Source organism: Bifidobacterium tibiigranuli, from assembly GCF_022655035.1.
In the GTDB taxonomy this organism is placed as follows: Bacteria; Actinomycetota; Actinomycetes; order Actinomycetales; family Bifidobacteriaceae; genus Bifidobacterium; species Bifidobacterium tibiigranuli_A.
Genome location: NZ_JALCUA010000001.1, coordinates 455,641 through 478,881 on the forward strand (window position 1 = coordinate 455,641; position 23,241 = coordinate 478,881).

20 protein-coding genes are annotated in these 23,241 nt (G+C 62.2%); 4 read left to right on the top strand and 16 right to left on the bottom strand.

Annotated features, from left to right (window positions below):
• Positions 1-25: 25 nt before the first annotated feature.
• From LKK40_RS01850 to LKK40_RS01910, 13 genes are all read right to left on the bottom strand, one after another.
• Positions 26-1,138 carry an NADH:flavin oxidoreductase/NADH oxidase gene (locus tag LKK40_RS01850; protein ID WP_304308699.1) on the bottom strand — a complete coding sequence of 371 codons (1,113 nt, stop codon included), beginning with the start codon at positions 1,136-1,138 and terminating at the stop codon, positions 26-28.
• A 139-nt stretch (positions 1,139-1,277) separates the two neighbouring features.
• The gene (locus tag LKK40_RS01855) at positions 1,278-3,479 is read right to left on the bottom strand and encodes a transglycosylase domain-containing protein (protein ID WP_304308701.1); all 2,202 of its coding nucleotides are present in this window, start codon (positions 3,477-3,479) and stop codon (positions 1,278-1,280) included.
• Positions 3,480-3,668: 189 nt separating this feature from the next.
• Positions 3,669-4,391 (bottom strand): Crp/Fnr family transcriptional regulator, encoded by a 723-nt coding sequence (locus LKK40_RS01860; protein WP_304308702.1) that lies wholly within the window; start codon positions 4,389-4,391, stop codon positions 3,669-3,671.
• Between the two features lie 35 nt (positions 4,392-4,426).
• Positions 4,427-5,536: a lipoate--protein ligase family protein gene (locus tag LKK40_RS01865; protein WP_304308704.1), complete on the bottom strand. Its 1,110-nt coding sequence runs from the start codon at positions 5,534-5,536 to the stop codon at positions 4,427-4,429.
• A 75-nt stretch (positions 5,537-5,611) separates the two neighbouring features.
• Positions 5,612-6,274 carry a TM2 domain-containing protein gene (locus LKK40_RS01870; RefSeq protein WP_304308706.1) on the bottom strand — a complete coding sequence of 221 codons (663 nt, stop codon included), beginning with the start codon at positions 6,272-6,274 and terminating at the stop codon, positions 5,612-5,614.
• Positions 6,275-6,397: 123 nt separating this feature from the next.
• Positions 6,398-7,435, bottom strand: coding sequence for a 3-isopropylmalate dehydrogenase (locus tag LKK40_RS01875; RefSeq protein ID WP_304308707.1), 1,038 nt, complete (start codon positions 7,433-7,435; stop codon positions 6,398-6,400).
• Between the two features lie 218 nt (positions 7,436-7,653).
• Positions 7,654-10,236 carry a S9 family peptidase gene (locus tag LKK40_RS01880; protein WP_304308709.1) on the bottom strand — a complete coding sequence of 861 codons (2,583 nt, stop codon included), beginning with the start codon at positions 10,234-10,236 and terminating at the stop codon, positions 7,654-7,656.
• Between the two features lie 284 nt (positions 10,237-10,520).
• Positions 10,521-11,723, bottom strand: a complete 1,203-nt coding sequence (locus tag LKK40_RS01885; protein WP_304308710.1) for an App1 family protein — start codon at positions 11,721-11,723, stop codon at positions 10,521-10,523.
• 63 nt (positions 11,724-11,786) lie between these two features.
• Entirely contained in the window at positions 11,787-12,191 is a 405-nt protein-coding gene (locus LKK40_RS01890) for a glycine cleavage system protein H (protein WP_304308712.1), read from the bottom strand.
• A gap of 133 nt (positions 12,192-12,324) precedes the next feature.
• Complete coding sequence (locus tag LKK40_RS01895) at positions 12,325-13,944, bottom strand: L,D-transpeptidase (RefSeq protein ID WP_304308714.1); 1,620 nt, start codon at positions 13,942-13,944, stop codon at positions 12,325-12,327.
• Between the two features lie 85 nt (positions 13,945-14,029).
• Complete coding sequence (gene nudC / locus LKK40_RS01900) at positions 14,030-15,196, bottom strand: NAD(+) diphosphatase (RefSeq protein WP_304308716.1); 1,167 nt, start codon at positions 15,194-15,196, stop codon at positions 14,030-14,032.
• Positions 15,197-15,201: 5 nt separating this feature from the next.
• Complete coding sequence (locus LKK40_RS01905) at positions 15,202-16,086, bottom strand: alpha/beta fold hydrolase (protein ID WP_304308718.1); 885 nt, start codon at positions 16,084-16,086, stop codon at positions 15,202-15,204.
• A 188-nt stretch (positions 16,087-16,274) separates the two neighbouring features.
• A complete protein-coding gene (locus tag LKK40_RS01910; protein ID WP_304308720.1) occupies positions 16,275-16,898 on the bottom strand; it encodes an NUDIX hydrolase family protein in 624 nt (207 codons plus the stop codon).
• A gap of 144 nt (positions 16,899-17,042) precedes the next feature.
• Here LKK40_RS01910 and trxA point away from each other — a divergent pair, with 144 nt between their 5' ends.
• The 3 genes from trxA to LKK40_RS01925 all read left to right on the top strand — a co-directional run bounded on the left by trxA (position 17,043) and on the right by LKK40_RS01925 (position 19,671).
• Positions 17,043-17,537 carry a thioredoxin gene (gene trxA / locus LKK40_RS01915; RefSeq protein ID WP_434735145.1) on the top strand — a complete coding sequence of 165 codons (495 nt, stop codon included), beginning with the start codon at positions 17,043-17,045 and terminating at the stop codon, positions 17,535-17,537.
• A 210-nt stretch (positions 17,538-17,747) separates the two neighbouring features.
• Positions 17,748-18,770: a G5 domain-containing protein gene (locus LKK40_RS01920; protein WP_304308722.1), complete on the top strand. Its 1,023-nt coding sequence runs from the start codon at positions 17,748-17,750 to the stop codon at positions 18,768-18,770.
• A 190-nt stretch (positions 18,771-18,960) separates the two neighbouring features.
• Positions 18,961-19,671 (top strand): SDR family NAD(P)-dependent oxidoreductase, encoded by a 711-nt coding sequence (locus tag LKK40_RS01925; RefSeq protein WP_304308724.1) that lies wholly within the window; start codon positions 18,961-18,963, stop codon positions 19,669-19,671.
• 85 nt (positions 19,672-19,756) lie between these two features.
• Here LKK40_RS01925 and LKK40_RS01930 read toward each other — a convergent pair whose 3' ends face one another.
• The 3 genes from LKK40_RS01930 to LKK40_RS01940 form a co-directional block, all read right to left on the bottom strand.
• Complete coding sequence (locus LKK40_RS01930; protein WP_304308726.1) at positions 19,757-21,511, bottom strand: DEAD/DEAH box helicase; 1,755 nt, start codon at positions 21,509-21,511, stop codon at positions 19,757-19,759.
• Between the two features lie 286 nt (positions 21,512-21,797).
• On the bottom strand, positions 21,798-22,214 hold the full coding sequence (locus LKK40_RS01935) for a type II toxin-antitoxin system HicB family antitoxin (protein ID WP_304308728.1): 417 nt from the start codon (positions 22,212-22,214) through the stop codon (positions 21,798-21,800).
• Positions 22,211-22,408 carry a type II toxin-antitoxin system HicA family toxin gene (locus LKK40_RS01940; RefSeq protein ID WP_304308730.1) on the bottom strand — a complete coding sequence of 66 codons (198 nt, stop codon included), beginning with the start codon at positions 22,406-22,408 and terminating at the stop codon, positions 22,211-22,213. The genes LKK40_RS01935 and LKK40_RS01940 overlap by 4 nt, the downstream gene beginning before the upstream one ends.
• Before the next feature lie 159 nt (positions 22,409-22,567).
• On the opposite strand from LKK40_RS01940, the gene LKK40_RS01945 reads away from it, so the two are divergent.
• The gene (locus LKK40_RS01945; RefSeq protein WP_304308731.1) at positions 22,568-23,143 is read left to right on the top strand and encodes a glutathione peroxidase; all 576 of its coding nucleotides are present in this window, start codon (positions 22,568-22,570) and stop codon (positions 23,141-23,143) included.
• The last annotated feature ends 98 nt before the right edge of the window (positions 23,144-23,241 follow it).

A 23,241-nucleotide genomic window follows, 5' to 3' on the forward strand; every position in this document is an offset into this window, starting at 1 on the left:
AGCATCTCCCAGCCGCCGAACCCGCCTAGTCGCCAAACGCCCCGCGCACATACTGCTGCGGGTAGGGAATCTGATCGGCGCTCAGGCCCAGCTTATCGGCAGCTCGCAGCGGCCAGTACGGGTCGCGCAACGAAGCCCGGCCGATTTCGATGGCGTCGGCCTTGCCGGAGCGCAATATCTTCTCCGCCTGCTTCGGCTTGGTGATAAGCCCTACGGCCGTCACCGGCACATCGGCATCGCGGCGAATCGCATCGGCGAAAGGCACCTGATAGTTCGGCTTGACGGGAATGGAAACGCCGGCGACGATGCCTCCAGTCGATACGTCGACCAGGTCGACGCCATGTTCCTTAAGCACGCGGGCGGTTTCGGTCGTCTCCTCAAGATCCCAGCCGTTCGTCGCCCAATCGGTAGCTGAAATGCGAACCGTCAGCGGCATGGTCTCGGGGATGACGCCGCGAATCGCATCGACTATCTCGATGAGGAAGCGCATGCGGTTGACCAGCTCGCCGCCATATTCGTCATGCCGGTTGTTGGACAGCGGATCGAGGAACTGCGAAATCAAATATCCATGCGCCGCATGAATCTGAATCATCTGGAAGCCGGCAGCCACCGCGCGGCCGGCAGCGTTGCGGAATTCGTCCACGATGCCGTGAATCTCATCGACGCTCAGTTCGCGAGGCTCAGCATAGTCGCCAAAGGGAATCGCGCTCGGCGCGACAGTCTGCCAGCCGCCCTGACCCTGCGGCACCGAAGCGTTTTCATACCCGATGCCCGCACACCCTGTCGAGGCCTTGCGCCCGGCATGGTTGAGCTGCACGCCGAAAGCCGCGCCCGCAGCCTCGACGCCTTCGACAATCCAGCGCCATGCATCGATCTGGTCATCGTTCCACAGTCCCACATCACATGGCGAAATGCGCCCGTCCGGACTCACTGCACTCGCCTCGGCGATGATCATGCCGAAGCCGCCCAGTGCGCGCGAGACGTAATGCTGATAGTGGAATGGGGTCGGCTTGCCGTCACGATCAGGCACGGAATACATGCACATCGGCGGCATCCACACACGGTTGCGCATGGTCAGGCCGCGCAAAGTCAGCGGCTCGAACAGCTTCGGCGTCTCTGGTTTCGTGGCTTTGCTCATAGCAGTCATCCTTTGCTTGCTTTCAGTGCGATTCGTCTCCCGCACAGTTCAATGCTCAATTCCCAATTCTCCCACGACCCGTTTTCCGCGTTACCTGGCATTGCCAGAACGGCCGACGAGCCGGACGAGCATGCCGCGCCTACCGTCGCTGCGGTGTGCTTTGCTGCGGCGTGCTCTGCTGCGTGCGCGGAGCCGCAGCCGGAGCGGACATGTACTGCGGAGCCGGATTGCCGTAATTATTGTCTGGCGGGATTCCGGCCGAGTTCAGATAGTTGTTCATGAACTCCTTCCAAGCCGGGGTCGCGATGTACATGCCGTACCAGCTGCCCATCGAACGCCCGTTGATCGTCATGCCAGTGAAGCTCTTCGGGACCTCCATATTGCCCACGCTCACGAACGCCGCCACCTGACCGGGGGTGAACCCGGCAGTGGTCATGTAGGTGTCCTCGTTCGTTCCGGTTTTGGAGAAGGTCTTGCGCCCGTTGTCAAGCTGGGTCGTGGCCGCCTCGCCACCGGGCGTCACCACGCCCTGATTCAGCGCGTAGGCCGTGGTCTGGGCGATTTCAGGGGATATGGCCTGATGGCAGTTGGCTTTGGGGACCGGGACATTCTTGCCCGTCCTGTCAGTAACCTTCTTGATTGCGATAGGCGTGCATTCCACGCCGTTGGCACCAAGGGTCGCGTAGACGTTGGCCATCGTAAGCGGCGAGGCCTGTACCGCGCCGATAGTCATTGGCGGGTTCAGCGAATTGAGGTCGTAGACATCCTCATGCCCAAGCGGCGAATTCTCATAGCCCAGCGTCTTCGCCGCATCCGCTATCGAGCACAGCCCGATCTGCGCCGCCATCGAAGCCTGGGTCGTGTTGTGCGAACGGACAAGGCCCTGCAGCGGCGATTCCGGGCTGGTAGTGCCGCCGCCTGAATTCTGCACGGACCATACGCCTATGCCGCCGTAGCGGCTGCAGTTGAAGGAGCTGTTGCTGTAGCGCGTCGAGGTGACGAGCGGCGTGTTGATTGATTTGCCCGCAAGCATCCAGGCCACCATGTTGATCGGCTTCCATGTGGATCCGACGCCAGCGCCGTATCCCCCGCCATCCTTCTGGTCGACGGCGTAGTTGATGGCGGTGTGCGTCGGATCGCTTTTCGCCGCGTCCGTGGCGTCATAGATGCGGTTGCTGCCGAAGGCGAGCACTTCACCGGTGCCCGGCTTGATTGCGGCGATGGACACCTCGAAGCCGCTGGGATCATCCACCGGGATGGTGTCGCGCGCCGCCTGCATGGCTGCCGCGTTGGCGTGCACATCCATCGTCGTGTAGATATCCAGCCCGCCCTCGGTGAGCATCTTCTGCCGATCTGCCTCGGTTTTGCCGAATTCGGGGGAATTCAGTATCTGCTTGGTCACGTAATCGCAGAAGAATCCGGCATCGCCTGCGGCCTGGCAACCCACGTTGGTCACATTGTCCTGGATGTTCAGCGTGTCCTTGAGCGGCGTATTGCGCGCCTTGTCATGCTCTCCCTTGGTGATGTAGCCCTGCTGGTACATCAAATCGAGCACGATGTTGCGCTGGTTCTGAGCCTCGGGCTGGTTCTGCTCAATCGAGGGGTCGAAGGCGGCCGGGTTCTTGGTGATGGCGGCTATGGTCGCGGCCTGCACGATGGTCAGGTCCTTGGCGGAGGTGTTGAAGTAGCGCCGCGCCGCAGTCTCGACGCCGTAGAGGTTGTCAGTGCCGAACTGCGCGATGTTGAGGTAGCCCTGCAGAATCTCCATCTTGGAGTATTTCTTCTCCATCTGCACGGCTATGAGCATTTCGCGTATCTTGCGCGCAATCGTATCCTCCGAGGCATGGTATTCGCCGATCGGATCGTTGTTCTCGCGAGCCTTGATGAGCAGCACGTTCTTCACATACTGCTGGGTCAGCGACGAACCGCCTTGGGTGTCGCCCTTCTTGACGAAGGTCTGGATGAAGGCGCGCAGCACGCCCTGCACGTCCACGCCGGAGTGCTCGAAGAAACGGCGGTCCTCGCGGGCGACCACAGCCTGCCGCATCGGTTCGGAGATGTCCTTGATCGGCACGACCGTGCGGTTCTGCGCATAGAACGACGCCAGCACGGTTTTGCCGTCGGAGGCGTAGAGCCGCGATTTCTGCGGCAGCGATGTCACATCGAAGTCGATGCCCTCCACCTTGAGCGACGGCACGACGGCTTTGGTAAGTCTGTTCATCCCCAGTACGCCAGGCGCAAGGAATAAGCTCGCCACCACGCCACCGGCGACGCACAGCGTCACGTAGGCGAGAATCAGCGCAAGCACGCGCCGGACGATGAGGGGTTTCTTCTTCGGCATGGTGACCATTCTAGGGGGGCGTCTCTACCGCATCGCCGCCGTCGCGAAGTCGTAACGAAGCCCTCACGTTGCGATGCCGAAGCTGTACGAACGCCGATAATTCGCTGGATTCGCCAATGAGGGCAGCGAAGGGATGCACCAGCACGCAATGGTGATGCAGCGCATCACGAGATACGTTTCGCGCGGATTTCAGCGCCGGGAGCGGCGAATGAGCATGCCTGGCTTGTAGATGATGATGGAACGGCCTTCGCGCGCGATCCAGCCGCGATTGGAGAAGTCCATAAGCGCCTTGTTCACCGTCTCGCGCGAGGAGCCAACCAGCTGCGCCAGCTCCTCTTGGGTCAGGTCGTGCGGCACCTTGAGACCGGCTTCAACCGGTTCGCCGAAGCGCGAGGCAAGACTCAGCAGGGTTTTGGCCAGGCGCGCCGGCACATCCATGAACACGAGGTCGGAGATGCGCTCGTTGTTGGCGCGCATCCGGTTGGCCAGCACCTGCAGCATGTCCACAGCAACCCGGGGGTATTTGCCGAGCCAGGCGAACAACGCATCATGTTCGAGTCGGGCGACGCGCGTGTTGTTCGTCATCGCGACCGCCGAAGCGGTGCGCGGCCCGCCGTGGGGGTCGAACACGGGTATCTCGCCGAGCACCTCTCCGTAGGCATGGATGCTGAGCAGCTGCACGCGATTGTCGCGCGATTCGCGGATGAGCTTGACCCGCCCCTCTTCGAGCAGGAATATGCGCTGGTCCTCGCCGCCCTCGCGGAAGATGAAATGGTTCTTCGCGAATGTGGCCCGCTTCAAGTGCGGCAGCAGCTCCTCGGCCTGCCCAGGGGATACCTGCTTGAACAAGGCGGTACGCAGCAGGATATTATCCGGCTCAGGCATCTCATTCGGCTTTGCCACGCTTGTCATCCTCCATGAACAGGTGAATCCTCATCGACTCAGGCCTATTGTAGACCCGCCCGCGCCGATTCCATAAGCAGCGCGATTACGGACGCCCTGCTCATGCCCGTCTGCGAGCGCAACGGGTCGACGCGCTTGGCCGCCGACTGCACGGCTTTGTCGCGCAGCTTCTCCTGAGACACCTTGAGCATACGACTCATTTTCGCCGTATCGATGTCGTACGCCATCGTGACGTGGTGCAGCAGCGAGCCCGGACCCTCGCTCTGCGGCGGGAAGCGGCGTTGGGCGGCTCCGCCGATTTTCCCGTACTGGGAGGCAATGTCGTTGAGCCCCGAGAACCGCACATCCAGGCCGATGCCGCCCAAGGCGTCCACCAGCCACTGATCGCACAGCCGGTAGGACTGCTCAATGCTGACATCGCGCACGAAATCCCTCGGCGCGTACAGCGAATATGTGATGGTGTTGCCCGGCTCCACGAACATCGCGCCGCCTCCGGTGCACCGACGCACCACGCTCATCTGCTCGCGGCGGCAGGCCGCCAAATCAACCGAATCCTCAAGCGACTGGAAACGGCCGATGATCACCGCGGAATTGGCCCACTCCCAGATGCGCAGCGTCGCCGGCCGCGTTCCTGCAGCCACCTCGCAGGCCCATTGCTCATCGATATCCATCTGCTCCTGTGGCTGGCGGGCAATGTCGTGGATGACTTGCGGACGCAGGGCCTGCCAGCGCCGCCGCGCCTCGTCGCGCAGTGCGTCCTCACGCAGTACATCGGCAGCGCCGCTTACCTTGTTTGCAGCGCTGTTCATGACAGTGCTATCCACGACAGTGCTGCCCACGGCTCGGGCGAAAGCGACTTCGATTGCTGCCGCGTCAATCCCGACGATCGACGTGTCTAGATGCCGGGCGAAGGCTTCTGCGACCGGCGTCCCTGCCATGAGCGCGTCTTCGATATCGCGCACCAGCGCCGCGATTTCCCGCTCATCGACGCTGTCAAGAAAGAAATCGCCGTCAAGATGGCACTGCGTGACGGCTCCGGTGCCATCACGACGTATATTGACTCCCACAAGCTTGCCGCCAGCGAGCTTGCATTCCCCGCGCGAGAAGCCCTTACGGGCATCTTCACGGGTACTCTGCTCGTCACTCATCTGCATGAGCGCGTCCACTCCTTCGCCGTACGAATAGCCGTACCAAGCTTCCGCCTGCTCACCGAGCAGCGTTTACGCCGCTTAGTCCCTGAGTTCGACCCCACGCGCATCGCGGTGCCACGGCGAGCCGTAGTTGGAGCATAGGATGAGGATGCCTTCGATCAGTCCCCACACCCAAGCCACGAATGGACCGACGAGGATAATCCACCCGACCAAGGTCAGTAGCAGCTGCGCGACCGCCTTGCCGGTGTTGCCCAGATAGAAGTTATGCACGCCGAAGCTCCCCAGGAAAATGTCCAAGAGCCCGGCCACCAGCTTCTGCCGAGGGATATAGCCGTACGGGAGCTCCGGACCAGCATAGCCCTGCGCCGAGTAAGGCTGCGCGCCCCACTGCTGGCCTGGTTGACCTTGCTGCCCGCCCTGCGCAAAACCGCCTTCGAACCCATCCTGCCCGGGGGCGTAGTACGCGCCCTGATATGCATCATACGGCTGCTGAGCGTACTGCGGCTGCCCGGCATTCGGACTCGCATTCGGACCGGCGTTCGCGCCAGCATAGCCGTACGGGTCAGCTGGCCCAGCCTCATACTGCTGCTGGCCCGTCTGGCCGGCCTGACCCTGCTGCATTGGCTGCGTCGGCTGGGCTGGCTGCGGCGGTTGCTCGCCGCCGACAGGGGCCTGTGGCGTCTGCGCATAGCTGTCGCTCGGGTATTGCTGCTGGCCGTTATCGGGGTTGAAGTCGCTCATGCCTACAACCTTACTGTATTGCGCTTACTGCTCCATTATGCTTACTGCGTCATGGCATTGCATTGTGCGGCACAGCGTTGACCAACACAGCGTTAGCCAACGCAGCGAGCACGCGATTGCGCTTTACAGCCGGGCGAGGATGTCCTGCCCCACCTGCTGGGTGCTGCGCTGCGTGGATCCGAGCTCTTCGATATCGGCCTCGACGGCCTTCTCGATGCGCACGGCGGGCTCCTCAAAGCCGAGATGGCGCAGCAGCATGGCGGTGGACAGAATCGCAGCGGTCGGATTGGCGATGCCCTTGCCGGCGATATCCGGCGCGGAGCCGTGAATCGGCTCGAACATCGAGGGGTATTCATTCGACGCGTTGATGCAGCCCGAGGCCGAATAGCCCACGCCGCCCACGACTGCGCCCGCCTCGTCGGTGAGGATGTCGCCGAAGAGGTTGTCGGTCAGGATCACGTCGAAGCGCGAGGGGTCGGAGACCAGGAAGATCGTCGCCGCGTCGATGTGCTGGTAGTCGTGCGACACCTCGGGGTATTCCTCGCCCACGCGGTCCACGATGCGCTGCCACATATCGCCGGCGTTGACGAGCACGTTCTTCTTGTGCACGAGGGTGACGTGCTTGCGCCGCTTCATCGCCAGCTCGAAGGCGTAGCGCACGACGCGCTCGACGCCATACGCGGTGTTGAGCGATACCTCGGTGGCGACCTCTGCCGGCGTGTCGCGTCGAATCGCGCCGCCCGCGCCGCAGTACAGCCCTTCGGTGCCTTCACGCACGACAACGAAGTCGATGTCGCCGGGGTTGGCAAGCGGCGAAGTGACGCCCTTGTAGAGCTTGGAGGGGCGCAGGTTCACATACTGGTCAAGCGCGAACCGCAGCTTGAGCAGCAGGCCGCGCTCCAGGATGCCCGCCTTGATGCGCGGATCGCCGATGGCACCGAGCAGGATGGCGTCGGTGCGCTTGATGCGCTCGAGGTCCTCGTCCGGCAAAATCGCGCCGTCGCGCAGATAGCGTTCGGCACCGAGGTCGAAGGGCTCGTATTCGAAGTGCGCCGCGCCTTCAGCCGCCTTATCGAGGGCCGCCTGCGCGACCGGAATGATTTCCTTGCCGATGCCATCGCCGGGGATGACGGCGATGTGATATGTCTGGGTTGTAGTCATAGCCGTGACACTAGTCGCGCCCGCCCGCAGACCCGAGCGCGCGTTCCAAGTATTGGACATGAATGTGGTCATAATTCGGCCCTAGCGTACAAAACGTAACGTTTTAGGGGCCGATTACGTCACCTTTCAACCGCTAGGGTCGCATTAGCGTACACAACGCGACGCAACGACGAGGCTCTCGCATTCAGCCATTCAGCATCACGCAACACCGCGCAGTATCACGATGTCATCAACCGCGTGGCTCCCATCGCGTCAAGACACCAGGCGTTCTCGTAGGAGACCTCCCGCCACTGCTTGTAGCGCCCGGTGGTGCCGCCATGACCCGCCTCGATCTCGATTTTGGCAATCACATCGACGCCGGCCGATTGCAGCCTGGCAATCCATTTGAGCGGCTCGACGACCAGCACGCGCGTATCGTTCATCGAGGTGGTCACGAGGATCTTCGGGAACCGCACAGCCGGATGCTCGTCGCTCGGCGCGTTTTCATAGGGCGTGTACGACTTCATGTACTGGTACACCTGCTCGTCGTGCAACGGGTCGCCCCACTCGTCCCATTCGGTGACGGTCAGCGGCAGCGAGGGGTCGAGTATCGAGGTCAGCGCGTCCACGAAGGGCACATCCGCCTCGATGGCGGCAAAGCGCTCCGGCGCCATGTTGGCAACGGCCCCCATGAGCAGGCCGCCCGCCGACCCGCCATTGGCCACTGTCCGCGTCGAATCGACGTACCCGGCCTCCTGCAGTGCGGCGGTTACATCGACGAAATCCTCGAAGGAATGCTTCTTCTCAAGCCGTCGGCCATGCTCATACCAGGCGCGGCCCATTTCACCGCCGCCACGGATATGCGGCACCGCGTAGAGCACGCCGCGATCAAGCAGGCTGATGCGGCCTGCGGAGAAACCAGGGTCCGAGCTGATCTCGTAGGCCCCATAACCGGTGACGAACATCGGCATCGAACCGGCAGACCCGGTTGCTCCATGCGCGGCGATGTCTGCGCTGCTTCCCGGCACCGCATCCGGAGCTGGGGCCGCGATATGCCTGGGGCACGCGGCCAGCCGGGGCATCGCCTCAGTGCGCCAGACGAGCGAAACCGGCACATCCTCCCCGTCACGCACCTTCACCCAGACGCGGCGCTCCGAGTAGTTGCGCGCATCAAAGCCGCCAAGCACCTGCGCCCGCTTGAGCAAGACATCATCGCCGGTGGCGGGGTCCAACTCGTGCAGCTCGGCTGGCCGCGTGTAGCTGCCAAACGAATAGCGCATGCGCGGCGCGTCATACGACGGATTGCCGCCGGTGCCGAAGGAATACAGCCGCCTCGGCTCTTTGGGCTTCAGTTTCGCGGCTTCACCGGATTCACCAGTCGCGCTGGCTTTCTGCGGCTCGCCCGCACGCTCCTTGCTGCCCTCGCCATCCTGCGACTCATCTTCCTGCGGCTCAATCTCTCGGAAGCGCCACGGCCGACCGGCAAGGAAGTCCTGCGCGGCGTCCTGCTTGGTCATCACCGCCACATGCGGCAGGCTGTTCGCGCGATACGACAGCGACACGAAGTGCCGGTGCAGCGCAATGCCCTCGATGCCCAAGCCGCGCACGCCCTGCAGAATCGCCGGATTGCGCGGGTCGTAATACGGCGTGCAGACCGATTTGGTCGATGCCCCGGCCTCAAGGCGTTCGCCCTCCTTGCATCCGTACGGCGAGCCGACCGCGACCACGGTGCCTTCGCCGAGGCGGTATGGCGGCTCATGCGTGCGCATATCGATGACGTCGATCTCAAAATTCGGGTTGCACGCGTTGTGGTATACGACAGCGAGCGGAATATCCTCGCCCTGCTCGCCTGCGCCTTCGAAGCAGGCGAAGCTCACATCGTACTCCACGTCATCCTGACGCGGAATGAAGACGCGGAACTCCCCCTCGGGCGTTGCCACAGGCAGCATCCACACCTCGCCGCTGGTCTTCGAGCTGGTGGCGATGACGATGTTCCGCTCGTCGAAGCTCAGGCCCACGCCCACCCAGAAACGCTCATCGTCTTCGCGGAACACCTCCACGTCTGCATCGACCGGCGTGCCGACATGATGCCGGCGAATCGCATAAGGTCGCCAGGCGTCGTCAAGCACCGCATAGAACACCCACTGCGCGTCCGGCGTGAAGCATGCCCCGCCGATGCCGTGCAGCACCTCTGGCAGCTCGGTGCCGTCGCGCAGATCGCGGATACGAAAGTCGTAGCGCTCGTCGCCGGCGATGTCGACGCCGTAGAGCAGCCAGCGCCCATCCCGGCTCAAATCAAGCCCGCCCAGGCGGAAGAAATCATGGCCCTGCGCCTCGAGATTCGCGTCGAAGATGATCTCCTCGCCGCGCATCGAGCCGGGTTCGCCCTTCGGATCGACCTGCGGCGGGGTCCAGTCGTCGGGCCCGGCAATCGGGATGCGGCATTGCGTGGCATACTGCCGCCCCTCCTGCGTGCGCACGAAGTACCAGAAGCCGTCGATGCGCGTCGGCACGGACATATCCGTCTCCTGCACACGGGATTTGAGCTCGTCGAACAGCGTCGCGCTCAAACCCTGCAAACCCGCCGTGCGCGAGCGGCAGTAATCGTTCTGCGCACTGACGTAGTCACGCACTTCGGCGGATTCCTTGTCGCGCATCCACTCGTAGGGATCGTTGAACACGTCGCCGTGCATCGAGCGGATATGGTTGAGTTTTCTGGCTGCGGGCGGGCGCGTATCAGACGCGCCGGAACGTGAATCCGCCTTCGGATTATGCCGTGCCGTGTCTGTTCCCTCTTCAGCGATGGTAGTGACAATGGTCATGCTGCCCGATTATACGACCCCGAGGCGCGCGCGAATCGACTTATGCGCCCAGCCGACCGCTATGCTCGTGATGTCGCTCACACCGCAGGCAACGCTGCCCCATGCCAACGTTGTATGTCAACACTGTGTCCCCAAGCGTACGTTTCCTGTCACCTTGCCGAAGGTCATATCGGAAAACGTACGCTGAGCACGTGGCAGCGTACGTTTTCCGATACGGCCGCCGCAAGCAATCAGGAAAACGTACGCTGAGGGGCCAACCACCTCAAAAACGCGCTACCGGCGCGCTACTGGAACTTCGCCAGATACGGCAGCATCGTCTTCATGAGGTTCGAGCCGGTCGTGCCGGTGAACACGGGTACGTCGGTGACCGGCACCGGCTGGGTCGTGGTCAGGCCCGCAACCGGCCCCAGCGGTGAGTATTCGCGCGGGCTGAGCTGCCGGATGCCGATGGCGAGCACCCGCCCAGGGTAGCGCCGCGCGATGGTGGCGTAGGTGGTCGGGTCCTTCTGCCCGTCGTCGCCGATGAGGATGAAGCGCATGTCGGGGAAATCGCCCATGAGCTGCTCGGCGAATTCGAGCTTGTGCTGCACGCCGGAGGGAATGAAGGTCTTGGGGCGCGGGTCAAGGTCGCGCAGCAGCAGCGGACCCTGCGGGAAGCCCTGATCGGCGATGAAGTTGCGGATGGAGCTTTCGACGTTCCACGGCGAGGTCGACAGGTAGAAGAACGGCGCCTGTGGGAACATGTCGGCGATCTTGTTGAACAGCACACCCATGCCCGGAACCGAGCCGCGCTTTTTCGGATTCAGCAGCAGCAGATTGTAGGCCGCGCGCAGCGGCGACGGCGCCTGCGTCACCATGATCGTGTCGTCAACGTCCGAGATCACGCCGATCGGCGTGCCCGGGGCGATGGTGAACAGCTGCGAGGCGACAGGCTTGCGATGGGCCACCTGATAGGACACGGTGTGGATGCCCGGTTCGAGCCGACGTTCGGCCACCAGGTCGAGATAGCCCGAAACATCGGAGATGATGGTCTCGCCGCTGCGGTCCCTGCCTCTGTCGACCCGATCGTAGACCTCGGAGCTGCCGATCTGCACGGTGGTGAGCGGCGCTTCGTCGATTGCGATTCTGACGTTCGTGGCTGGCGCGGGGACCATGAGCATCGCCCGCAGACCGCGGACCAGTCTGCCCGGCTCGCTGCGCACCGGCGCGTATACGGTCCGGCAGATCAGTCGCGAGTAGTCGTCAGTGCCGTACCCGACATAGGGCTCGACATTCGGACGCCAGTTGAGGTATTTGCCGATGGCGCTGGACACCCGTATCCACGCGCCGAAGCCGGCGACGATCAGCGAACGCATGGAACGGATAAGCAGTGGCTTGTCCTCGAAGCGCTCATGGCGCGAGGCGGCGTCGAAGGTCGTGACGACCCGCCGCACCGGGATGGGCACGGTGGCCATGTCGTCGGGTTCGAGCTCGTCTTGTGCAGTCATATTCTCTCCATATGCGCGGCCCTATGGGCTGTGGATTCAAGGAGTTGTGAAATTATTTGATCGTTACTTGATCATTGCGCCGTATTCGTCGGCGCTGAGCAGCTGCGGCTCATCGTCATCCAAATCCATCTTCAGGATCCACCCCTCGCCATAGGGGTCATTCGTGATCACGCTGGGATCGTCAGAGGCATCGCAATTCACGTAGCGCACAACCCCCGCCACCGGGCACACCAGCGGTTCGACGGCCTTGGCTGATTCCAGCTCCACGATCTCATCGCCCGCCTCGACGCGCGTGCCGACCTCCGGCAGATCGAGGAACACCAGCTCGCCCATCTGGTTCGCAGCGTACTCGGTTACGCCAATCAACGCGGGGCTCACCGAGTCATCCACCCACACATGCTCAGTGGAATACTGCAGATGGTCGGGGACGTCAAGCTTCGCTGGCTTGTCTTCGGTGTTTGCACTCATGGCTCACCAGCCTAGCGTCCCTGCATTACATAACGCTGACACGCCCTGCGTAAACCCTGCGTAAAGCTGACAAGCTCCCGTGCGTATGCATCCGCACGTATACGCGCGATATAGCTGTATGGCTGATGCGCCTCTAGCGCACCGCGCCGGATGGCTGGGAACCGATCACCTGGACGAGAGTGCCCTCAGGGCAGTTGTCGTAGATCCACTGCGCATCCTGCTCGTACATGTTGACGCAGCCGTGCGATCCGTTGTTGGAGGGGTCGCCGCTTGCGATGCCGCCGTAGTTCCAGTCGGCGGTGTGGAAGCCCTCGCCGCCGTTGAAGTAGCTCACCCATTTCACGCCGGGCGAGAGATAGTGCGAGCCATCGTCGTTGAGCCCGCGCATATCCTGCGTGGCATACCTGAGATCAATAAAGAAGTTGCCGCTGTCGGTCTCATGGTTGCCCGAGCGCCCGGTGCATACCAGGAAGGTCTTCACCGGCGTCTCGCCGCGGTACACGGTCGCGGTCTGCGAAGACTTGTCGACGACGATGCGGTATTCGGGCTTGACCTGCTTGGTGTCGTACTTGGTCACATCCGCCTCGGCCTGGATGGTGACCGGCTTGCCCGCGTCGAGCGCCTGCACCACCTGCTGTGCCACAGCCTCGGTGTTCTTGATTGCCACACCGTTGACGCCCGGCGTCTTCGTGGCCAGCACCGTGCCCGCATCGTTGACGATGTCCTCCTGCGTGACCTTCTGCTGATTGAGCTGCGCGGGCAAATCCTTGGCCATATACGCGCTGACCGCCGCCTTGTCGTAGCTTACGGCGATGGTGCCGGCGGAGGGGTCTGCGTCCGTTTTAATCCATGAAGCAACGACATCGGCTGGTATGACGAATGATTTGGCGTCGCCGTTGTTGACGGTTATCGTATTCGCAAGGCGCTGGTTCGCCTGATCGGCAGTTTGCTGTGCAGCCGCGACGGGAATTGGCGTGGTGACGTTGCTGTAGGCCACAGCCACCGTGGTCGGCTGACCCGGCGTGGCGATCATGGCGTCCACGGCCTTGTCGACCGGTGCCGACACTGGTGCCTTGCCGTCTTTGCCTGGCAGCACATTGAATTGCTTGGCGTTGCCGTCGAAGGCGATAGTGGAGGGCACGGCGCGGTCCGATTCGGCGATGAAGGTCTTGGTCAGGTAGGTGGATGCGGCGAGCTTGTCAGGCTTTGCAGCCAGCGAGACCGACTCATGGGAGAAGGGGTTGAGCCTGGTGAAATCGTTGCTGCTCTTGGCATCGAGAATATTGTTCACCGTCGCATCGGTGTTGACCTGCACGCCGAGATCGCGCAGCGAGGCATTGGTCTTCTTGCCGGAGTTATCGCTCACCGCGATCGTCGAATGTGCGACTGCGGCGTTGACCGTGTTCTTCAGTTCGGCAGCCGTCTTGCCCATCACCGATACGCCGCCGAAGGTGACGCCCGGGGCTGCTTTGTCTTGGAAGTACCAGCGTGCGCCGAAGAAGGATCCGATCGCAAGCACGATAAGCGCGGCCAGAATGCTCAGCGCCACGATAAGCGCGGCCCTGCTGCGTTTGCGCGGTGCGGCGAGTGCGGCGGTGTCTACTGGCAGCTGCGCATCCCACGCGCCAAGCGGAGGGAACGCTTCCGTGCGTTCGCCGGCCGACGGAAACCCGTCTGTGGGAGCATTTTGGTATGCGGGAATCCTGCCCGTCTGATCGGGCATGAATCCCTGTCCTTCAGTAGCGCTCGTCACGTCGTATCCTTTCCCTCTCACTCCGGGGAATTGTATGCCTATCTTATGACCTGAAATGCACGCCGTCTCAGCTGTGAGCGTGCTTTCACAGCTCGCGTCCGTACCATTCCTCGATCATGTACCGCGCGATGGTGGCCTTGCCGGGCGCCTGCATGCGGCCGGTGGCCAGTTCGGCGGTGTATTCATCACGGGTCAGCCAGCGGGCCTCGGCAGTTTCGATGTCATCCACCGTGATTGCGGTGCTGGCTGCACGGGCCTTGAACGCCACCATCAGCGAGGAGGGGAACGGCCAGGGCTGCGAGCCGAGGTAGCGCACTTCGCCCACATCCACGCCGACCTCCTCCTTGGCTTCGCGCCGGCAGGCGTGCTCAAGGTTCTCGCCGGCCTCGACGAAGCCTGCGGAAACGGAGAATAGCCGCGAATCGCCCCACGCCTTGTTGTGCTGGAGCAGCAGCCTGTCCTGCGCGTCCACAATGGCGGTGATCACTGCCGGCTCGACGCGTGGGAACAGCGTGCGGTTGCCGTCCGCCTCGTTGTCGCAGCGCTGGGCCCACCCGCCCATCGCCGGCTGCACAGCAGCCCCGCAGCTCGGGCAGAAGCGCTGGCGGGCATGCCACAGGCTCAGCGCGCTGGCATTGGTGGCCTGGCCGGACTCCCGGGCCGAGGCATGCGGGACGAAAGCGCGCAAATCGACCCAGTCGAAGCGGTCCGCCGCCTGCTCAAGCAGCGATGCGCTAGGCTTTGCAGCCCGCCCGTCAAGACCGTTGTCCGGGTCGAAGGCGTCGTCGGCGCCTTCATGCGCGGCATCCGGCGCGATGCTGTGCGAGGGGCCTTGCGAGCCGTCGAACATCCGCGTCAGATCCAAGGCGATGGCATGGCGGCGGGTATTGGCTAATCGGGTGTCGGCGGCACTGGTTTCGCTCCCGTATACGCCGAGATAGATCGCGATGATCTCAGGATGTGCCGCAAGATCGCTCAGGATATACCGGCCAGGCAGCTCGGCGAGCCGCATGCGGGCAACGTCATAGCCGCCCAAGCGCCCTTGTCCATGCGGGACCGCCACCTTCCCATCGCGCACGAGCATGACCGAGGTCGTCGACGATTCCGGCCCACGCAGCAGGGCCTGAGTGAGCCCGGGCTCGTCCCTTCGCGTGGTGTCGTAATCGATGTCGCCCTGAGCCAGCGGGAGGAATGGCAGCGTCTGCGTGAGCGCCAATGAGGAAAACGCCGGTGAAAACATCGTTGATCCCATCGTCATCAGCCTTTCACCACGCGCTGCATGAGGTCCGCCAGAGCCTGGGCCACGGCGGCCGGCTGCTCGACAGCACTGAAATGGCCGCAGTCCTCAATCTCAGTGATTGCAGGGCTGGTGCCCGTCAGCAGCGACACGAAACCGCGCATCGTCTGCAGCGAAGGGTCCCGCGTGCCGCACACCACGGCGGCCGGAACCGTAATCGCTGCAAGCTGATCGGTGAAGTCGGGCCGCCCGGCCGCCATGCGCTGTCGCCAGGCGATGCCATCCGGGCTCTGCTCATGAATCCACCGTGTGAACAGGTCGACGCACTGCGGCGAGCGTTTGAACGTCGAATCGCCTGGCTGCGGCACCGCGAAATGCATCACCGGTTCGATAGTCTGCTCGTCCTCGCAGCGCTGCGCGATGGCCAGCCGATTCGCGCGCGCTTCAGGCGCGTCCGGGCTGGGCTGAGTGTCGCACAAGGCGATTCCCGCCAGCACCTCCGGATGCCGTTTGACGATATCCATCACCACATAGCCGCCCATCGACAGGCCGACGAATACAGCCTTCCTGAATCCCGTCTGCAGCACCAGATCGACGTAGGCATCAGCGACCAAATCGAGCGCCTGCGCATACGAGCCATCCTCGTTGACTTCGCCGGTTTCGCCGGCGCTGGGCACCGGGCAGGTGCCCGCGCCCGGCATGTCGGGCGCCCAGATGGCGAACGGTGCCAGCCCTGCCTCGTCGCTGAGCTGCGCGATAAGCGGCGCGCAGTCGTCCCACATGCGGTGGTCGACCGGGAAGGCGTGCACCAGCACCAGCGGTGTGGCGGCACCCGGCCCCGCGTCTCCTAATTCCTTGTCAGCCAACTGGCGGCGGTATATGGTGTTCTGCAGCGATATGGCCATTGCCTTGCGTCTCCCTTCCCGTGCGAGCGCTTATGCGATGCGCGTCGCATAGCATTCGTGCATTATTTTCACATCTGTGCCTTATTTACATCTATGCCCTATTTACATCCATGTCCCAACGGTATTCGTATTCGTCGCGCGCACCGCGCCCGGCTGCCGCGCCGTTGCCGCGCCGCTTCCCGCCTGATTCAGCGCCCGACCCATGCCAAGGCCCTGCGCACGATATCGCCCTGCCCGTTCGCCATCTGCTGGATGAAGGTCTCGATGCGCACCCCTTCCGGGTCGCACCACTCCACGTCCAAGGTCTCGTCCTGCGGCTTGCAGTCGCCGGGAATCGGCACCACATAGCACAGCGCGACCGTATGCTGGCGCGGGTCGTAATACGGCGACACGCCTGGGGTCGGGAAGAATTCGGCCACATGGAAGGGCTGCAGGGCCACCGGCAGCTCCGGGATGGCGATATCGCCGAGATCCTTGGCGATATTGCGCGCGATGGCCTCGCGCAGCGTCTCGTGGTAGAGCACGCGACCGGCGATGAGTGTGCGTTCCAACGAGCCGTCATCGCCCACATGCAGCAGGGAGCCGACCTGCGAGACGCGCCCCAGCTCATCGGTGCGCACCGGAACAACCTGGACATAGACCATTGGAATCTGCCGACGCATGCGGTCGATGTCTTCTCGGGAAAGCCATCCGGGAGGGTTGCCGTGAGAACCGCGCACGAAATCCTCAGGGGTTATGCCATCGAATTCCCCGCGGCGACGGCTCGCATCGAAGTCATCGTCGTCGGGCACCTCATCATTCAGGACTTGCATTCCTCCATTATCGCCCGCATAGCCCCACCGAATGCAAACGATTGGTAAAATCTCCGAATATTCACGACATTCATGCGCGATTTGACGCGCGCTCTGGCTCATGCGCTCTGGCCTGTGCAGTTCAACTCGCCGCCCGCCGCGCCGATGCGCTGCGGACACGCCACTAGTACGACCACCGGGCTTCGTCTCAGAGCGAAGCCGACTCGCGTGTTTGTTGAGTGGTGCTGGAATGCTAGAAGCCAGCGTAAACGGCGCGATATGGAAGGAGCCATTATGGCAACGACAGCCCTGACCGCACAAGATTTCGAGCAGACCCTCACCAGCAACGAGCTGGTGCTCGTGGATTTCTGGGCCACCTGGTGCGGCCCCTGCAAGGCCTTCGGCCCGGTGTATGAGAAGGCCAGCGAGGCCAATCCGGACATCGTCTTCGCCAAGGTCGACATCGACCAGAACCAGGAGCTCGCCTCCGCTGCGGATATCAAGGCGGTGCCGACCCTCATGATCGCCAAGAAGGGCCAGATCATCTTCAAACAGGCCGGTGCGCTGCGCGGATCCGATCTGGACGACCTGATCGCGCAGGCCAAGAGCCTGGATCTGGACGCTGCCAAGGCGCAGTCCGAGGATGCTGTCAAGGCCTGATTGGCTCGTCTGACCGGGTGCGCATATTGCGCATATACCAGTGTTTTCCAAGGCTTTGCCGAAGACTTCCACACCTCTTCTTATGATGGTAGCCAGTGAATGCGTCTGAGGCGGCATGCCCTGCGGTGATGCTGCATATTCAGTCGCGATTGCGCCGGGGTGCCGGCGGATGATGCAGCAGTAGGAATTATTGGTCGAACAAGGAGCATAATGGCCAACCACCGTAAGGAAGTCACGACACTGAAGTCGCTCAGCAAACGGCAGTGGACCAAAATCGCAGCGGTTCTGGCTACGATGGGATTGCTCGCAGGCGCTGGTTTCGCCTCCCGCAGCTTCTATGTCTCGCAGCACCCTGTCGTGCAGGTGACTTCATATTCGGCCACTGACTCCAATGCGCTGGAAGTCTCCCGTGGTGCCGATCGTGAGGATCTTCGCGGGGCCGATGCGAACACCTCCTATGTCACGGTGAAGATCAACGGCAAGTCGCGCGTGGTGCTGGGCACCAATTTCACTGATGTCAAGTCGGTGCTCGACGCTGGCGACATCACGCTCGAACCCAATGACAGCGTCACCCCTGCACTGAACAGCAAGGTCGACGAATCAACCGTCATCACCATCAATCGCGCCGGAGCCGATCTCGAAACCACAGACTCCCCCATAGCCTTCAACACCGTCAAGAAGGAAACCGCGGCGCTCCCCCAGGGGCAGGAAAAGGTAGAGACCGAAGGCCGGGCTGGCGTGATGGAAACCACCAGCATCGTCACCCGCACCGGCGATAAAGTGGTGTCATCCAACATCTTCGCCTCATTCGTCAAGACAGCTCCCACCGACAAGGTCATCCTGGTCGGCACTGGTTCTACAGCATCCAATAGCTCTGGAAACGCTGGCAATCCCGGCAGCTCCGCATCCGCCAGCATCGGCACTACCGTTCCCGCCGGCGATATGCAGCAGTGGGCGCATGATTACATGCTGTCCAACGGCTATTCGGAATCTGATTTCAGCGCCACCGTCTACATCATCTCCCACGAATCCGGCTGGCGAGTCAACGCCATGAATCCCTCTGGGGCCTATGGTCTGCCGCAGGCGTTGCCGGGCAGCAAGATGAGCACTGAGGGCGCAGACTGGGCCACCAACTATCAGACCCAGCTCAAATGGTTCTGGCAGTATTGCGCAGGCCGCTACGGTTCCGTCCAAGGCGCCTACAGCTATTGGCTCGACCACCACAACTACTGATAGACAACCACTGACGGATTAGTCATATATCGCAATAGACAAAGGCGGGGTGCTTGCAGGTCTTGCAAGCACCCCGCCTTTGTCTTTTCTTATTTTCGCACCCCGTGTTATGTGCCTGATTCCCGCCGTGCCCAGTAGACTGGGAAGCGGTTTCAACAGGAACGATAGGTGTATACACGGAAGGGCAATTATGGCGAATGGGATTGCGATTGTGACCGGATGCGCGGCGGGCTTGGGCTACGAGCTCACGCGCCAGCTGATTGGCAAGGGCTGGCTGGTGTGCGGCATTGATTTCAACGAAGCCGCCATGCGCAAACTCAATGCTGAGTTCGATGGCGAGTTCGATGCCGATCATTTCCGTGGCTTCGTCGGCGACATCACCGATGAAGATTTTGCGCGGCAGACGCTGGACCAGATCAGCGCACTCGGCCATGTGGATCTGCTGATCAACAACGCCGGACAGCCCTCGTTCAAGAAGCCGACAGAATACACGGCGTCCGACGTAGAGCGCTGTCTCAAAGGCCTCACCGGCATGATTCTGTGGTGCGTGCAGACGCTCAAAGCCTGCAATGAAACGGATCTCAAAATCGCGAACGTGATGAGCACCGCCGCCACACGCGGCAACGCGAACGAATCCGTGTACTGCGCCGCCAAATGGGGCGAGCGCGGCTACACCGAAAGCCTCAAAGCGGCGTACAAAGGCAGCAGCGTCAGCGTGGTCGGCGTCTACCCCGGCGGCATCGACACCGATTTCTACCGCGGCAGCCATGACTACGTGCCGCTCGACAAGCAGCATTCCTTCATGCGCGCCGACGAACTTGCCACGATAATTCTCGCCAACCTCGTCAACGACCTCAACCTCACCGTCTCCGACATCCGCATCGACCGCAACCCGAGGTAATGCGCGACTTACGCAACCGGCTCAGGAGCGCCATACGTTGTCGGATGCTGCGCAAAGGCGGCATCCGACAACAACCGGTAGCAGCTCAGCGACCGCTGCGGAACGGGGCCGCGCCCTTGCCGCCACGGGAATGGCGGAAGCCGGACGCCGTACGCGAGGAACGGCCAGAGGCATTTCCTGCGCCGCTGCCGCCGCGCCGACCGGAGCCACCGCGATCGCTGTGGGTTGAGCCACGACGGCCGCCTTGTTCGGACTCATAGTAATCACTGTGACGCTCGCTGCGGCGCTCATCGTGCCCGTCGCGCGAGTTGCGCCTACGCCCATCGCCGCGCGAACCGCCTCTGTCTCCACGACCGTCGCTGTAATCGAAATCGTCGCGCCGCGAACCGCCACGCCCTGTGTTGCCGCCACGAGAATCATGCGAACCGCGAGAACCGTTGCCCGCGTTGCGATCCGAACCGCCACGAGCGCCGCCACGAGAACCTCGATGCCGCCTGGCACCTGAACCATTGCCGGACCCAGACTGCGGCTGCACCGGCGCGCTCAGCTCCCAGTCCTTGACCAGCGGGGCATGCTCGCCGACCAAGTTCTCAAGCTCTGGCGAGGCGGGAGTCACTTCCACGGAATGCACATGAATACCGGCACGGCGCAACATATCGCGCGCGTCGCGATGCTGCTCGGGGAGCACCAGCGTCACCACATCGCCTGTCTCGCCGGCGCGTGCGGTACGTCCGGAGCGGTGCAGGAAGGACTTGGGGTCCTCCGGCGGCTCGGTCTGCACGACCAGTTCCACATCGCTCACGTCGATGCCGCGCGCCGCCACATCGGTGGCGACCAGCACGCGCACCTCGCCGCTCGTGAACACCGCCAAATGGCGGTCACGCTGGTTCTGCGAAAGATTGCCTTGCAGGTCGACGGCTGGAATGCCCTCAGCGACGAGCTTTTTGGCCATTTTCTTGGCCTGATACTTGGTGCGAGTGAACAGAATGCGCTTGCCCATGCCGGAGGCGAGAATGCGAATCACCTCGTGCTTGTTGCCCTGCGAGACCGCGAATACGTGGTGCGTCATCGTGTCGACATGCGATTCGGCGGAGTCCACGGAGTGAATCCGCGCGTCGGTCAGGAAGCGCTTGACCAGCTTATCGACGCCATGGTCGAGCGTGGCGGAGAACAGCATGTGCTGCCCGTCCGCATCGACCTGACCCAGCAGGCGTGAAACCGCTGGCAGGAAGCCCATATCGGCCATCTCGTCAGCCTCATCGAGCACGGTGATCTCCACCGAGTCCAGCGACAGCAGCCGCTGCTGCAGCAGATCCTCAAGGCGGCCCGGGCAGGCTACGACAATGTCAGCGCCGTCACGCAGCGCGGCGACCTGGCGGTTCTGGTTGACGCCGCCGTAGATCGTCGTGGTCGTCATGCGGTAGGCGCGCGCCAGCGGGGCAATCACCTCATCGATCTGGTTAACCAGCTCGCGGGTCGGGGCAAGCACCAGCCCACGCGGGCGAGGCAGCATGGCCTGCGCCTTGGAGCGGGAATCGCCGTGCTCGCGCCAATGCTCGAAGCTGCGGATGGCGGCATCGCTGCCATTGTTCTGGCTAAGACGCGCGACCAGCGGTATTGCGAATGCCAGGGTCTTGCCCGAGCCGGTCTGGCCTCGGCCCAGCAAATCGCGCCCCGCCAGCGAATCAGGAAGCGTATCGACCTGAATCGGGAAGGCGGTGGTTTTGCCGTCGAGGGCGAGCACATGCACCAAGGGCTCGGGCACGCCGAGCTCGGCGAAGGTCACATCGCGGTCGCCGAATAGGGAGCTGGACTCAGCGCCCTCATCGAGCTCGGACACACCGGTATTGCGAGCATCGGCATCGGAGTAAGTATTGGAAATATTCGAATCGGAAACAGAATGAAGTTTCGGCACAACAGCCTTTCACACACTACGCACATGACAATTGCATATCATGGCATTTACATACAGCTACATAATTGAAGCCGTCTCTCACGCGCCCCGGGCACCAAGCCCGCGCGGCGACTTCCCACAGATAACTCACTATATCAACACGGCCCGTCATCGGCTATATCGCGCGATAAGCCAGATAAACCATACATAGAAAACCACTACGGAATATCAATCACGCATCCTGCAGATCCTTGCGGTAGCGCGCTTCCAAGCCGTCACGCAGAATCTGCGAATAGTTCATATGCTGCTCTTCGCCGTAGGTGTCGAGCCATGCCGGGATGGTGACGTTCTTGCGCACGGCCTTCTTGCCGTATTTCTGCGCATAGGCGTCCATGTCGAGCACAACGAGGCTCACGATGCCATTCGGCTCCTCTGGTTTTACGTCTTCAATATTGCTGGCTTGTGGAGCCGGCTTTCCTGCTTCCAATTCAGTCAGCACCCAGCCGCTCGCCGCGTCTTCGGCCATGTAGAGCGCCTCGGCGAGCGTGTCGCCTCCGGTGACGAGTCCGGGCATATCAGGGCACTCAACGACGTATCCGCCGCTATGATCTTCATATGGAGTGAGCACAATAGGATAAGCGAGCTTCATGTGACTTTCCTTTCCTTGATTCCGGCCTGTTTCCAAATCGATCGCACAATATTCGGATTGACATCCCCCGGATGGTCGGGAACCGTTACTTTCCCTGCCTTTATGGGGTGCACATATTGGCAATGGCTGCCCTTTTGCGTTACGAGGTACCACCCGTCCGCAAGCAGACGTCTCTCTATCTCTTTGAATCTCATTATGCAACTATACACATTATGCGCATTCTTTGCCGCAGAGACTTGCCAAATTCTGCCTACTGCCGAAATACTCGGCTCCCGCTCGACCAACCGCAAGTTCGTTTCGATACAGTGGTATAAGACCAGCTATTTGAACAACGAATATAGAAGGAGACTCGGATGACGCAAGACACGCAAACAGCAGATACTATTCCCGAAACTGGCAATCCCGCGGCGGAAACGGCAAACCCGGCAACTACGGCAACCAACGCAACCCCAGCAACCACTATCTACGATTTCACCGTCACCGCGCAGGACGGCAGCAGCGCATCGCTGGCCGACTACCGTGGCACAGTGCTGCTCATCGTCAACACGGCGACCGGCTGCGGATTCACGCCGCAGTACGAAGGCCTTGAGACGCTGTACAAGAAGTACCAGGATCGGGGTTTCGCAATACTCGATTTCCCCTGCAACCAGTTCGCCGGTCAGGCTCCCGGCACCGACGAGGAAATCCATGAGTTCTGCGTGGGGCGATTCGCGATGACCTTCCCGCAGTTCTCCAAGATCAACGTCAACGGCAAGGACGCCGACCCGCTGTATGTCTGGCTCAAATCGCAGCAGGGCGGCGTGGGCGGCAGCCGCATCAAGTGGAACTTCACCAAGTTTCTCATCGACCGCGACGGCCATGCCGTAGCCCGCTTCGCCTCCAAGACCACGCCCGAGGAGCTGGACAGCAAGGTGGCCGCGCTGCTATAGGCTCAGTTATAGGCTCAGTCCATCTCGGTTGCGAGTGCCGCACCGCGCCCCAGTTTGTGGCACGCAGCGCCCCTTGTTGCGCCGTTTTGCTACCCTTG